11 protein-coding genes are annotated in these 12,881 nt (G+C 73.6%); 4 read left to right on the top strand and 7 right to left on the bottom strand.

What is annotated here, in order from left to right:
* Nucleotides 1-20 precede the first annotated feature (20 nt).
* The gene (locus ABZ370_RS37290; RefSeq protein ID WP_358630661.1) at nt 21-1,733 is read left to right on the top strand and encodes a GAF domain-containing protein; all 1,713 of its coding nucleotides are present in this window, start codon (nt 21-23) and stop codon (nt 1,731-1,733) included.
* Here ABZ370_RS37290 and ABZ370_RS37285 read toward each other — a convergent pair.
* Nucleotides 1,672-2,682: a hypothetical protein gene (locus ABZ370_RS37285; protein WP_358630658.1), complete on the bottom strand. Its 1,011-nt coding sequence runs from the start codon at nt 2,680-2,682 to the stop codon at nt 1,672-1,674. The two genes, ABZ370_RS37290 and ABZ370_RS37285, sit on opposite strands and share 62 nt — an antisense overlap.
* Nucleotides 2,683-2,753: 71 nt before the next feature.
* Nucleotides 2,754-3,473: a response regulator transcription factor gene (locus tag ABZ370_RS37280; RefSeq protein WP_358630656.1), complete on the bottom strand. Its 720-nt coding sequence runs from the start codon at nt 3,471-3,473 to the stop codon at nt 2,754-2,756.
* Between the two features lie 200 nt (nt 3,474-3,673).
* Here ABZ370_RS37280 and ABZ370_RS37275 point away from each other — a divergent pair, with 200 nt between their 5' ends.
* Entirely contained in the window at nt 3,674-4,255 is a 582-nt protein-coding gene (locus tag ABZ370_RS37275) for a hypothetical protein (protein WP_358630653.1), read from the top strand.
* Between the two features lie 25 nt (nt 4,256-4,280).
* On the opposite strand, the gene ABZ370_RS37270 is transcribed toward ABZ370_RS37275, so the two are convergent.
* From ABZ370_RS37270 to ABZ370_RS37255, 4 genes are all read right to left on the bottom strand, one after another.
* Complete coding sequence (locus tag ABZ370_RS37270) at nt 4,281-4,946, bottom strand: CBS domain-containing protein (protein ID WP_358630650.1); 666 nt, start codon at nt 4,944-4,946, stop codon at nt 4,281-4,283.
* A 29-nt stretch (nt 4,947-4,975) separates the two neighbouring features.
* On the bottom strand, nt 4,976-6,043 hold the full coding sequence (locus ABZ370_RS37265; protein WP_358630647.1) for an alcohol dehydrogenase catalytic domain-containing protein: 1,068 nt from the start codon (nt 6,041-6,043) through the stop codon (nt 4,976-4,978).
* A 332-nt stretch (nt 6,044-6,375) separates the two neighbouring features.
* Nucleotides 6,376-7,284: a universal stress protein gene (locus ABZ370_RS37260; protein ID WP_358630645.1), complete on the bottom strand. Its 909-nt coding sequence runs from the start codon at nt 7,282-7,284 to the stop codon at nt 6,376-6,378.
* The gene (locus tag ABZ370_RS37255; protein WP_358630642.1) at nt 7,281-7,889 is read right to left on the bottom strand and encodes a CBS domain-containing protein; all 609 of its coding nucleotides are present in this window, start codon (nt 7,887-7,889) and stop codon (nt 7,281-7,283) included. The genes ABZ370_RS37260 and ABZ370_RS37255 overlap by 4 nt, the downstream gene beginning before the upstream one ends.
* Nucleotides 7,890-8,078: 189 nt before the next feature.
* On the opposite strand from ABZ370_RS37255, the gene ABZ370_RS37250 reads away from it, so the two are divergent.
* The gene (locus ABZ370_RS37250) at nt 8,079-10,469 is read left to right on the top strand and encodes a phosphoketolase family protein (protein WP_358630639.1); all 2,391 of its coding nucleotides are present in this window, start codon (nt 8,079-8,081) and stop codon (nt 10,467-10,469) included.
* A 7-nt stretch (nt 10,470-10,476) separates the two neighbouring features.
* Here the strand turns inward: ABZ370_RS37250 and ABZ370_RS37245 are convergent, their stop codons facing one another.
* Nucleotides 10,477-11,796, bottom strand: a complete 1,320-nt coding sequence (locus ABZ370_RS37245; RefSeq protein WP_358630636.1) for an FAD-binding protein — start codon at nt 11,794-11,796, stop codon at nt 10,477-10,479.
* Nucleotides 11,797-12,017: 221 nt separating this feature from the next.
* On the opposite strand from ABZ370_RS37245, the gene ABZ370_RS37240 reads away from it, so the two are divergent.
* On the top strand, nt 12,018-12,875 hold the full coding sequence (locus ABZ370_RS37240) for an MIP/aquaporin family protein (RefSeq protein WP_358630633.1): 858 nt from the start codon (nt 12,018-12,020) through the stop codon (nt 12,873-12,875).
* Nucleotides 12,876-12,881 lie beyond the last annotated feature (6 nt).

Below are 12,881 nucleotides of genomic sequence, written 5' to 3'. Positions count from 1 at the left end.
CGGGAAACACGGTGGTGGGTATGGAGAACGTGCGGAGTTCCGAGTACCTGCCCCGGCTGCGCCTGGACGAGCTGCTGGAGGAGCTCCAGGTGCGCATCGACGCGGTGCGCGGCACCCAGGACCGGCTGCACAGCCTGCTGGAAGCGGTCCTCTCCGTCGGCCGCGAGCTGGATCTGCGCCAGGTGCTGCGGCGGATCGTCGAGGCCGCGGTGGTGCTGGTGGACGCCGAGTACGGGGCGCTGGGCGTGGTCGGCGACGAACAGCGGCTGGCCGAGTTCCTGACGGTGGGCGTCGGCCAGGAGCAGCGCGAGGCGATCGGCTCGCTCCCGGCCGGGCACGGCATCCTGGGCGAGCTGATCCGCCACCCCGAGCCGCTGCGGCTGGCCGAGCTGTCCGAGCACCCCGCCTCGTACGGATTCCCGCCCGGCCATCCGCCGATGCACTCCTTCCTGGGTGTGCCCATCCGGGTGCGGGAGGAGGTGTTCGGGAACCTCTACCTCACCGAGAAGCGTGGCGGGAAGGAGTTCGACGGCGAGGACGAGACGGTGCTGTCCACCCTCGCGGTGGCCGCCGGAGTCGCCATCGAGAACGCCCGGCTGTACGACGAGGCCCGGCACCGCCAGCACTGGCTGGAGGCGAACGCCGAGGTCACCAACAACCTGCTGTCCGGCGTGGACGAGACCGGCGTGCTGGAGCTGATCGTCGACCACGCCCGCCGCATCCTCTCCGCCGACCTGGGCGTGCTGATGCTGCCCGTCACCGGCTCCGACTCTCTCCAGGTCGCGTTGGCGTCGGGCACCGACGCCGAGGCGCACCGCGGTCTTGTGGTGCCCCGCGAGGGCACCTTCGCGGGCGCCGCGTTCACCGCGTCCGAGCCGGTCACCAGCACCGATGTCGCGAACGACCCCAGGATCAGGATCGGCCCCCAGCGCTGGAACGGCCTCGGCCCGGCCGTCGCCGTCCCCATGCGCACCAGCGACGGGGTCGGCGGCGTCCTCTCCCTCGCCCGTACCGAACGCAGCCCCGCCTTCACCCAGATCGAGACCGACACCCTCCTCGGCTTCGCGGGCCAGGCGGCGATCGCCATGAAGCTGGCCGAGCGGCGGCGCGACGCCGAACAGCTCGCCCTGCTGGAGGACCGCGACCGCATCGCCCGTGACCTGCACGACCTGGCCATCCAGCGGCTGTTCGCGGCCGGGATGACGCTCCAGAGCACCCTGCGCTTCGTCCAGCACCCGGAGGGCTCGGAGCGGCTGCTGCGGGTGGTGGACGACCTCGACGACACCATCAAGATCATCCGATCCACGATCTTCGGGCTGCGCTCCCATGAGGCCGGCCCCGCCGTGCAGGGGCTGCGCGTCCGTACCGCCAAGACCATCGAGGAGGCGGTGCCCGCGCTCGGCTTCACCCCCGCGCTGCGCACCGAGGGCCTGGTCGACACCGACGTGCCGAGACCCGTCGCGGACGACATGGTCGCGGTGCTCGCCGAGGCGCTGTCCAACGTGGCCCGGCACGCCCGGGCGCACGCCGCCGAGGTGTCGCTGATCGTACGCGGCGCACGGCTGACCCTGACCGTGACGGACGACGGCGTCGGCCTGCCGGACGGCGGCCGCCGCAGCGGTCTGCGCAACCTCGCGGAGCGCGCCGAGAAGCTGGGCGGGCGGCTGGACCTCACCGCGCCCCGGGACGGTGGCACCCGGCTGGAGTGGGCCGTGCCCCTTCCGGACCGCTGACGCCCGGCCCCAGCCGGATCAGCATCTGCACATGGCCGGGCGCGCGCCGCCCGTCGCTCAGCGCCCAGCGCAGATCGGACCACTCCAGCGCCTGGTGCAGCAGCGAGGCCCGGATGCCATAGGCCGTCGCCAGCAGCAGGACGTGTTCCAGCGCCTGACCGGCCCGCAGCCAGTCGGCGCGCCGGTCGTGGGCGGTGGTGAGCACGGCGATCGTCGGACGGCCCTCGGTGACCGCGGTCGGCGGACGGCCGTCCGCCGGGGCGCCGCGGCGCCCCCGCCGCGGCACTCGGCCGGGGGTGTCCCGGGGGCCGAGCGCGGTCATGGGGAGGGCCTGGGGCATGCCGTACGGGCCGCCCTCGCGGGGCCGGTCACCGCCCGCCACGTGCCGGGGGTGGCCATCGGCGGTGCGCCGCTCGGCCTCCGCGGTCAGCCGCAGCAGCCGCGCGGTCTCCTCGGGGCCCGCCGGATACAGCGCCGCCCCGTCCGCGCGCGCGGCCTCGGTGAACGCGCCCAGCTCCCGTGGCGGCAGTCGGCGCCCCGGGAACGGGAACCGGCTGCCGGGCCGCCGCCAGATCATGTCGTACAGGGCGTCGGGCTGCGGGCCGTCGGGGCGCGGGGTGGCGTCGTCGCGCGGGGACACGGTCAGCCGCACGGTGGCCAGCAGGTCCGGCTGGCAGCGGTGCGGCAGCAGCCGCACCACCGGCTCCCAGCCGAAGTGGGCCACGGCCACGCGCAGATTGCACACGGCGGCCCCGGCCGAGACGCACAGCGACCGCCCCATGGGGTCGGCCTGCCGCAGACCGCGCTCCGGGGCGGCCCGGACCTCCAGGGTGACGGTGTCCGGGTTCAGCCGGTACCGCCACGGCTGGGCGTGGAGCATCGACGGAGCGGCGACGGCGGCGGAGATCAGCTTCTCCAGCGTCGCCGCGTCCAGTGCTGCGGGCTGCATGGTCTTCTCCTCGCCGGGAGGGCCGATGGTCGGAGCTAGCGGGGGACAGGACAGGGCAGGACAGGACAGGGTCAGCGGGGCGGGGCGGGACGGACGTCGGGGGCCTGTGCCGGGGGCATGTGACTGGCCAGGACGGCGGCCTGGATACGGCGTTCGACGCCCAGCTTGGCCAGCAGCCGCGAGATGTGGTTCTTGACCGTCTTCTCGGACAGGAACAGCCGCTTGCCGATCTGCCGGTTGGTCAGCCCCTCGCCGATCAGCGCCAGGATCTCCCGCTCACGCGGCGACAGCCCGGCCAGCGCCTCGTCCCGGGGCTCCTCCGGGGTGTCGTCGCCGCGCAGGGTCCTCATCAGCCGGGCGGTGGTGGCCGGGTCCAGCATCGACTGGCCGGACGCGACCGTCCGTACGGCGGAGACCAGGTCGGACCCCTTGATCTGCTTGAGCACATAGCCCGCGGCCCCGGCCATGATCGCGTCCAGCAGCGCATCGTCGTCGTCGAACGAGGTGAGCATCAGACAGGCCAGCCCCGGCATGCGGGAGCGCAGTTCACGGCAGACGGTGATGCCGTCCCCGTCCGGCAGCCGGACGTCCAGGATGGCCACGTCGGGCCGCAGCGCCGGGCCCCGGGCCAGCGCGTGGTCCACCGTTCCCGCGTCGCCGACGACCTCGATGTCCGGCTCGGCGTCCAGCAGATCGTGCAGCCCGCGCCGTACCACCTCGTGGTCGTCGAGCAGGAACACCCTGATGGGCGCCGGTGGTGTCGCCCGTGTCCCGGCCCAGGTCTCGGTCATGGCGCCCTCGCCGCCCGTCCGCTCGTCCCGCTACGTCCGTCCGTCCGCCCGGCCCCCGGTAGACGAGCCTGGCGCATCCGCCCCGTGCCGCACCAGGGCCGAACGGTCCCCCGCGCGGCCGCGACGGGACCGAAGGGTCCCCGGTGGAGAGGGCTGCCCGGCCCTCGTATCGCCTCCGCGCGCGTGCCACGGTCTGAATCATGGGCACGAACGTGCGGGGGCGGTGGTTGTGGCGATGGCGGCGCAATCTCCTCAAACGCCGCTCGGACGTGGTGGAAGCCTGGGTGGTCCTGGTGACCGGCCTGGTGATGGTGGTCGGCGGCCCGGCGGCGGGCATCGCGACCGGCGACGCCGTGGCGGACGGCCTGCGGCAGGAGCGCGCGGACCGGCACCGGGTGCCCGCGGTGCTGATGGAGCACGCCCCCGCCGCGCTGCCCGCCGCCGACGGTACGGACACCGCCCGGGTGCGCGCCGAGGTGCGGTGGACCGGACCCGACGGCACGGTGCACACCGGCACGGCGCGGGTCGACGAGGGCAGGCGCGCCGGTACGGCCACCACGGTCTGGACCGACGACCGTGGCCGTCTCGTCCCCGACCCGCCCACCGGGCGCCAGGCGGCGACCCGGGCCACGCTGGCCGGGGCGTCGGCGTCGGCGGGGGTGTGCCTGGTGTCGCTGGCGGGCCGTGGGGTGGTGCGGTGGCGGCTGGACCGCGGCCGGGAGCGCGAGTGGGAGCGGGCCTGGGCCGAGGTCGGGCCCCGCTGGACGCGTCGTCTCAGGTGAGTCTCAGGCCGGTGGCCGCTGAGTCTCAGGCCGGTGGCCGCGTCAGATGCGCGGTGGTCAGCTGGTTGTCGAAGTCCACGACGCCCTCGACCGCCCGGATCAGCCGGGCTGCGGCCGGGATCAGCACCGCGTCCCGGATATGCCCGCTGAGGGTGACCACGCCCTCGCTCACCCGCACCTCGACCGGCTGCCCCGGCGCCGGGAAGAGGTGTGCCACCACCTCGCGGCGCACCTCCTCCTCGATCTCCTCGTCCGGCCGCAGGAACACCTTCAGCAGATCGGCGCGGCTGACGATGCCCTCCAGCCGGCCCTCGGCGTCGACCACCGGAAGCCGCTTGACCCGCCTGTGGGTCATGATCCGGGCCGCTTCGGCGAGCGTCGCGTTCGCGTGCACCGTGATGGCCGGGCTCGTCATCAGCTCATCCGCGCTCACCGCGCCCGCCTTGGCCATGCCGGGCAGATCCTGCGGTTGGCCCGGGCGCGCCGGATCGCTGTCCCGGAACCCCTCCTTGGGCAGCAGATCCGCCTCGGACACCACCCCGATGACCCGGCCCTCGCCCACCAGCACCGGCAGGGCGCTCACCTTCCACTGCTCCAGCGTCCTGACGATCTCCTTGAACGGCGCCTCGCGGCCGACGGCGACGACGGTATGGGTCATCACATCGCTCACGATGCGCGCGGTCCGGGACACGGGATCATCCTCCTGTCGGCGTCCTTCCTTCACGTCCCTCGGGTGACCAGGGGCGGATGGTGTCCGCCGATCGCCACCTTGAGCGCGCCGGTGTCGGCGGACCGGGCGAACACGTCGTACGCCTCCTCCATCTGATCGAGTTCGAACAGATGGGTGATGAGCGACGACGCGGGCAGCCGCCCGGCGGCCAGCATGGACAGCAGCGTGGGCGTGGAGTACGTGTCCACCAGCCCGGTGGTGATCGTGATGTTCTTCTTCCACAGCTCTTCGAGATGCAGCGTCGCGGGGCGGGCGTGCACGCCGACGTTGGCGATCCGTCCGCCCGGCCGCACCATGCGGGTGCAGGTCTCGAAGCTCCGCGGCGTCCCCACGGCCTCGATCACCACGTCCGCGCCCAGCCCCTCGGTGAGGTCGTCGATCAGCCGTTCCGGCTCCTCGGCGGCGTCGGCCACCGCGTCGGCCCCGACCCGCTTGGCCGCGTCGAGCCGGGAGGGGGTGAGGTCGACGGCGATGATCCGGCCGGGGGAGAAGTACTCGGCGGTGGCGATCGCGGCCAGCCCGACCGGGCCCGCGCCGACCACCGCCACCGTGTCGCCGGGCGAGACCCGGCCGTTGAGCACGCCCACCTCGTAGGCGGTGGGGAAGACGTCCGCCAGCAGCACCGCGTACTGCGCGTCGGCCGCGGCGGGCAGCGGGTGCGTGGACAGATCGGCGAACGGCACCCGGACGTACTCGGCCTGGGTGCCGTGCACCGAACGCCCCAGGATCCAGCCTCCGCCGCCACGGCACTGCCCGTACGCGCGCTCCCGGCAGAACCGGCAGTGGCCGCACGCCGAGATGCACGACACCAGCACCCGGTCCCCGGGGCGTACGCCCCGCACCTCGGCGCCGGTCTCGACCACCTCGCCGACGGCCTCGTGGCCGAGGACCGTACCGGCCCGGACGTCCGGCACCTCGCCCTTGAGGATGTGCAGGTCGGTGCCGCAGATGGTGACCGTGTCGACGCGGACGATGGCGTCGGTGGCGTCCTCGATGCCGGGGTCGGGCACGTCCTGCCAGGAGAACAGCCCGGGCCCCTGGAAGACGAGTGCTTTCATGGCCGCTTCCTCTCCTCCTGGGCATGCGATGCGTAGGGGTACGCGGCGCCGGGGGCCGCCCGCTTCTCGTGGGCCCGGATTGCGCGGTGCGCGGTAACGGTCCGCTTCTCCGCGTCGTGTCGAATGCCCCCGGTGCCGCTTCCAGGCGACCACGCCGAGCCCACCCCCCGCCTAGGGCCAACCGGCCCCAGCCCAGGTCATCCGGCCCAACCGCCGCCCGGGCGGTTGATTCCCCCACCCCGCCCCTCCCCGAACCTGGGGGACAAGCCCCCAGCCTCCCGGCGAGGGCTCCGCCCCCACACCCCGCCGGGGCCGTGAGGGTGGCCGGGGGGCTAGTTCACCGGGACCAGGACTACTGGGCAGTGGGCGTGGTGGAGGGCCGCGTGGGTGAGCGGGCTCAGTTGCATGCCCAGGTGGGGCGTTCGCCGCTGGACTGCCAGGATCAGGACGTCCGCCGCCCGTGATGCCTCGACCAGGGCCTGGGCCGGGGCGGTGTGGGCTGTGTGTTCCCGCACCCGTACCTGGCCGAATTCCTTGCGCAACGTGGCCACCACGCGATACGTGACGTCCTGCTCCCGCTCGGCCCGCAGGGCCACGGCCTCCCTGGAGGGCAGAGTGTGGTCGCCCGCGAAGAGGCGGGGGCGGGCCCAGGCGTACAGCACGCGCAGCCGCGCGCCGCGGCGTATCGCGTCCTCGAAGCCGTACCGGGCGGCCGCCTCGTCCGCGCCGGTTTCCACCCCGACCAGCACTTTGCCGTGGCCCTCGGGCCCGTACGCGGGTGGCGGGGCGTCGCCGCGTACGACCAGCAGCGGGCGGTGGGTGTGGGCGGCCAGCCGTAGTCCGACCGAGCCCAGCAGCAGCCCGGTGAAGCCGCCGAGCCCCCGGGTGCCGATGACGATGAGCGAGGCGCGTTCGCCGATCCGCAGCAGTTCGGGCACCGCGTCCTGCGCGGTGAGGGTGGGGACGATCCGCAGCCCCGGGTCCTGCTCGGCGGCCCGCGCCACGGCCAGCCGCAGCACGGTCCGGGCGACCTCGACCGGGGGCCGCTGCGGCTCGGCGTTCGCGTCGAAGGCGAGTGGATCGGTCCGTGCCCAGGGCCAGGCGTGCACGATCTCCAGCGTGGCGCCGCGCCGCCGCGCCTCGCCGACCGCCCGGTCCAGGGCGTGCCAGGCGCTGTCGGAGCCGTCCAGACCGACCACGACCCGGCCGCCGTTCCGCGCCGGCCGTACGGGCTCGGTCATGACGCGCCACCTCTGGGCGGCCGACGGGAGTCGTCGACGCGGTAGGTGAGGCGGTCCACGACCGCCACCACGCCGTCCACCTGCCCGGCCATCCGCACTGCGATCGGGATCTCGCTGTGCCGGTCCAGCTCCCCCTCCAGCCGTACGACGCCGTCGGTGACGGTCACCGCGACGGACTGCGGCCGCAGCCACAGCGACCGCACCAGCACCTCGTCGATGACCTCCGCGCGGATCTCGTCGTCCGGGCGGAGGAAGACGCGGAGCAGATCGCGGCGGGTGACGATGCCGATCAGCCGGTCCTCCTCGTCGATGACGGGCAGCCGTTCCACGCGGTGCCGCGCCATGGCGCGCGCGGCGTCGACGATGGTGTCCTGTGGGTGCACGGTGACGGCGGGGCGCGACATCAGCTGTCCGGCCGTCGCGGAATCCGCGGGGGCCAGATCGGTGCCGGTGAGCACGCCGACGACCTTGTCGTCCTCGTCCACCACCGGCAGCCCGCCGATCCGGTGCCGTGCGAGCAGCGCCCCGGCCTCCTCGGACGAGGCCCCGTGGCCGACCCGGACGACATCGTCGGTCATCACGTTGCCGATCTTGCGATGCTTCATCCCCGCCTCCTCGCGGACCAGCCTCCACCGGCCGCCCGCCCGCCCACGTGGGCTGCCCGGGGTCGGGTCCGGGCCGAACGGCCCGGGTCCGGCCGTGACCCACCCGGCAAAAGGGGTACGCATCACCCATAACGGGACGAGTGCGCGAGCGCGAAGACGAGCGACGAGCGACGAGTGGAGAAAAGGCCCATGCCCGACGCAACGACGGCGCCCAACGACCTCACCGAGCACGAACTGCACGCCCTGCACGCCCACTGGCGCGCCGCGAACTACCTCGCCGTCGGCCAGATCTATTTGCTCGCCAACCCCCTGCTCACCGAACCGCTGCGCCCCGAGCACATCAAGCCGCGGCTGCTCGGCCACTGGGGCACCTCGCCCGGTCTGAACCTCGTCCACACCCACCTCGGCCGGGTCATCAGCGCCCGCGACCTGGACGCGATCTGCGTCTGGGGCCCCGGCCACGGCGGGCCCGCCGTGCTGGCCGGGTCCTGGCTGGACGGCAGTTACGCCGACATCTACCCGGACGTGAGCCGGGACGGGGCGGGCATGGCCCGGCTCTTCCGGCAGTTCTCCTTCCCCGGCGGGGTGCCCAGCCATGTCGCCCCGGAGACCCCCGGCTCTATTCACGAGGGCGGGGAGCTGGGCTATTCCCTGGCGCACGCGTACGGCGCGGCGCTCGACAACCCCGGTCTGCTGGCCGTCTGCGTCATCGGCGACGGGGAGGCCGAGACCGGACCGCTGGCCGCCTCCTGGCACGCCAACAAGTTCCTCGACCCGGTCCACGACGGCGCCGTGCTGCCGATCCTCCACCTCAACGGCTACAAGATCGCCAACCCGACGGTGCTCGCCCGGCTCCCCGGCCCCGAGCTGGACGAGCTGCTCCGCGGATACGGCCATGAGCCGATCCATGTCGCCGCCCGCCCCGGGGACGACCCGCTCCGCACCCACCGGGAGCTGGCCCGGGCCATGGACCGGGCGCTCGACCGGATCGAGCTGCTCCAGCGCACCGCCCGCGAGGAGGACGCCGTCGAACGCCCGCGCTGGCCGGTGATCGTGCTCCGTACGCCCAAGGGCTGGACCGGACCGGCCGAGGTCGACGGCGTGCCCGTCGAGGACACCTGGCGCGCCCACCAGGTGCCGCTGCCGGGCGTCCGGGAGAACCCGGAGCATCTGCGGCAGCTGGAGCGGTGGCTGCGCTCGTACCGCCCCGAGGAGCTGTTCGACGAGCGGGGGCGCCCGCGCCCGCACGTCCTCGCGTGCGTGCCCGCGGGCGACCGGCGGCTCGGCGCCAATCCGCACGCCAACGGCGGACTGCTGCTGCGCGATCTGCCGGTGCCCGACCTGGCGCGGTACGCGGTGCCCGTCGACAAGCCCGGCGCCACCCTGCACGAGCCGACCCGGGTCCTCGGCGGGCTGCTGGAGCAGATCATGGAGGACACCGCCGACCGCCGCGACTTCCGTCTCGTCGGCCCCGACGAGACCTCCTCCAACCGGCTCGACGCCGTCTACCGGGCCACCGGCAAGACGTGGCAGGAGGACATCCTCGTCACCGACGAGCATCTGAACCGGCACGGCCGGGTCATGGAGGTCCTCTCCGAACACCTCTGCCAGGGGTGGCTGGAGGGCTATCTGCTCACCGGCCGGCACGGCCTGTTCTCCTGCTACGAGGCGTTCGTGCACATCGTCGACTCCATGGTCAACCAGCACATCAAGTGGCTGAAGGTGTCCCGCGACCTGCCCTGGCGGCGCCCCATCGCCTCCCTGAACTACCTGCTGACCTCCCATGTGTGGCGGCAGGACCACAACGGCTTCTCGCACCAGGACCCCGGCTTCGTCGACCATGTGCTCAACAAGAGCCCCCAGGCCGTACGGGTGTATCTGCCGCCGGACGCCAACACTCTGCTGTGCGTGGCCGACCATGTCCTGCGCAGCCGCGACTACGTCAACGTCGTCGTCGCGGGCAAACAGCCCTGCTTCGACTGGCTCGACCTCGACCAGGCCCGGGTCCACTGCGCCCGCGGTGCCGGAAGCTGGGACTGGGCGGGTACGGAGACCGGCGCGGGCGAGCCCGATGTGGTGCTGGCCGCCGCGGGCGACGTGCCCACGCAGGAGATGCTGGCGGCCGCCGGAATCCTCCGCCGCCATCTGCCCGATGTGGCCGTGCGCGTGGTCAACGTCGTCGACATGACCCGGCTGCTGCCGAGGGACGCCCATCCGCACGGGATGCCGGACGCCGAGTTCGACGCCCTGTTCACCCGCGACCGGCCGGTCGTCTTCGCCTACCACGGCTATCCGTGGCTGGTGCACCGGCTGGCCTACCGGCGCGCCGTCCACCCCCATCTGCATGTGCGCGGCTACCGGGAGGCGGGCAGCACCACCACACCGTTCGACATGGTGGTCCGCAACGACCTGGACCGCTACCGCCTGGTCATGGACGTCATCGACCGCACCCCGGGGCTCGCGGTGCGCGCCGTGTCCGTACGGCAGCGGATGCAGGACGCCCGCGCCCGCCACCGCCGGTGGATTCGCGAGCACGGCACCGATATGCCCGAGGTCGCGGAGTGGTCCTGGACCGGCTAGCCGGCCGTCAGTCCGCCACGTCGCCGCTCCGGGACGTCCGCCGGGGAGCCCGCCAGGAGTCCGCCGGGAAGAAGCCGTCGAGGAAGGCGTTGCGGAACTTCCCCGCGGGGTCGTGGTCGGCCAGCAGCCGCCCGAAGTCGGCGGCCCGCTCGTACGAGGCGACGATCCGCCCGGGAGCCGCCGCCGTGAGCTTGCCCCAGTGCGGCCGTGCCCCCAGCGGCAGCAGCTCCTCCTCCATCGCGGCCACCACCTCGATGACCGCGTCATGGTCCGGCACCCAGGTGAAGTGCACGGCCACACAGTCCCGGCCGTACGCGGGGCTCAGCCACAGCTCGTCCGCCGCGACCGTACGGACCTCGGAGACCTGGACGACGGGCGCGATCCGGTCCCCGAGGCCGCGCAGCGCCGCGAACGCCTCGGCGGCCGCGGCCCGCGGCAGGATCAGCTCCGACTGCAGCTCGTCGCCGTTGCTGGGGGTGAAGTCCGGCCGGAAGTGGGGCAGCCGCTCATGCCACGGCCCGGGCGAGCCCAGCTGCTCGGTGCAGTGCAGCGGTGGCATCGCGGGCACCGGGTGGTGGTGGCGGTCGGCCGGGTGGGCGCCCAGCCACGGCTGGCCCGGCTCCGGCGGGCCCGGCAGGTCCGTACGGCACTTCAGCCACACCACGCCCTCGTCCGCGCGCCAGTCGGTGAACACGCTGACGCTGTACGCGGCGGCGAAGATCTCGTCGAAGCTGTCGGCCAGCCGGTCCAGCGGCAGCCCGGTCCACACCCACTGCGCCACCTCGTAGGCGGGCTCGATGTCCAGCGTCATCGAGGTGACGACGCCCAGCCCGCCGAGCCCGACCACCGCCCCCGACAGCCGGTCGGTCCCGGCGTCCCGGCGCAGCTCGGTCACATCGCCCTCCGGGCCCACGATCTCCAGTCCCGCCACCGACGCGGCCAGACAGCGCTGCACATTGCCCGAGCCATGGGTGGCGGTGGCGCAGGCGCCCGCGACCGTGATGTGCGGCAGCGAGGCGAGGTTCGCCAGGGCGTAGCCCGCCACGTGCAGTTCCTCGGCCACCTGGGCGTAGCGCATGCCCGCGGCGATGGTGGCCGTCGCGCCGCCGGGGTCGATCTCGACCCGGTGCGGCATCCGCTCCAGGGACACCAGATCGCCGTCGGTGTCGGCGATGCGGTTGAAGGAGTGGCCGGTGCCCAGCACCCGGACCCGGTCGGCGGAGCCGACGATCCGCCGCAGGTCGCCGAGCGAGGCCGGGTGGTGTACCCGGGCCGCGCCGAAGGTGATGTTCCGTGCCCAGTTGGTGGTGGCTCCGGTAGTCAGCATCCGTGCTCCTGCTTCGCTGGGGGCTGGGCCCGCTCCGGGCCTGAGGGGACGTGGCAAGGACCTTGGTACAGGCCCGGCCCCTGATCCGTACAGACCGCCGTGCCACGGCCCGATGTGACCCGGATGGAGCAGCAGGACGGGCCACCGGACCGGGGCCGCGCACACGATGGTGCGGAACGCGATCGGTACCCCCGCTCGCGCACCGCTGGAGAGGGGCGGCCATGGCGGAGGAGAAGAACACCGGAACCCGTGGCGGCATGCTCGGCGAACTCTGCGCCGAGTTTGCCGGAACCATGATCCTGATCCTCTTCGGCTGCGGTGTGGTGGCCCAGGTGGTGGCGGGCGGCGCGCTCACCAAGCCGGTCGGCGCGCTCGGCGACCACGACTCCATCGCCTGGGGGTGGGGGCTCGGTGTCACCCTCGGCGTGTACGTGGCGGCGCGGCTCAGCGGCGCGCACATCAACCCGGCGGTCACCCTCTCCCTGGCGGCCTTCAAGGGCTTCCCCTGGCGCAAGGTGCTGCCGTACATGGGGGCCCAGACGCTCGGGGCGTTCGTCGCGGCCCTCCTGGTGCGCTGGAACTACACCGAGGTGCTCGGCCACGCCGACCCCGGGCACACCTTCAAGACCCAGTTCGTCTTCTCCACCCTCCCCGGCAACGGGGTGCTGCCGGTCAGCGAGTGGGGCGCGCTGCGCGACCAGATCATCGGCACCGCGATCCTGGTGCTGCTGATCTTCGCCCTCACCGACCTCCTGAACGATCCGCCCAAGGCCAACCTGGCGCCGTTCATCATCGGCCTGGTCGTGGTCGGGATCGGCATGGCGTGGGGCGCCGACGCGGGCTACGCCATCAACCCGGCCCGTGACTTCGGCCCCCGGCTCGCCAGCTTCCTCACCGGCTACCACACCGCCTGGCGGGACCAGTACGGGAATTTCTACTTCTGGGTGCCCATCGTCGGCCCGCTGATCGGCGGCCTCGTCGGCGCCGCCCTCTACAAGGTCCTGGTCAGCCGCTTCCTCCCGAAGGCCGGACCGCAGGAAGTGGGACGCGTTCCGGCCCCCGAGGGTCCCGAGAGCTGAAGGAGG

Source organism: Streptomyces sp. NPDC005962 (assembly GCF_040629205.1).
GTDB lineage: Bacteria > Actinomycetota > Actinomycetes > Streptomycetales > Streptomycetaceae > Streptomyces.
Note: the sequence above shows the minus strand (reverse complement) of the source record. Positions and strands in the feature narration are given on the sequence as shown.

Coding starts and splice junctions, on each gene's coding strand:
- ABZ370_RS37290 (WP_358630661.1), top strand. CDS start 21: ATGGAGAACGTGCGGAGTTCCGAGTACCTGCCCCGGCTGCGCCTGGAC.
- ABZ370_RS37285 (WP_358630658.1), bottom strand. CDS start 2,682: ATGCAGCCCGCAGCACTGGACGCGGCGACGCTGGAGAAGCTGATCTCC.
- ABZ370_RS37280 (WP_358630656.1), bottom strand. CDS start 3,473: ATGACCGAGACCTGGGCCGGGACACGGGCGACACCACCGGCGCCCATC.
- ABZ370_RS37275 (WP_358630653.1), top strand. CDS start 3,674: ATGGGCACGAACGTGCGGGGGCGGTGGTTGTGGCGATGGCGGCGCAAT.
- ABZ370_RS37265 (WP_358630647.1), bottom strand. CDS start 6,043: ATGAAAGCACTCGTCTTCCAGGGGCCCGGGCTGTTCTCCTGGCAGGAC.
- ABZ370_RS37260 (WP_358630645.1), bottom strand. CDS start 7,284: ATGACCGAGCCCGTACGGCCGGCGCGGAACGGCGGCCGGGTCGTGGTC.
- ABZ370_RS37255 (WP_358630642.1), bottom strand. CDS start 7,889: ATGAAGCATCGCAAGATCGGCAACGTGATGACCGACGATGTCGTCCGG.
- ABZ370_RS37250 (WP_358630639.1), top strand. CDS start 8,079: ATGCCCGACGCAACGACGGCGCCCAACGACCTCACCGAGCACGAACTG.
- ABZ370_RS37245 (WP_358630636.1), bottom strand. CDS start 11,796: ATGCTGACTACCGGAGCCACCACCAACTGGGCACGGAACATCACCTTC.
- ABZ370_RS37240 (WP_358630633.1), top strand. CDS start 12,018: ATGGCGGAGGAGAAGAACACCGGAACCCGTGGCGGCATGCTCGGCGAA.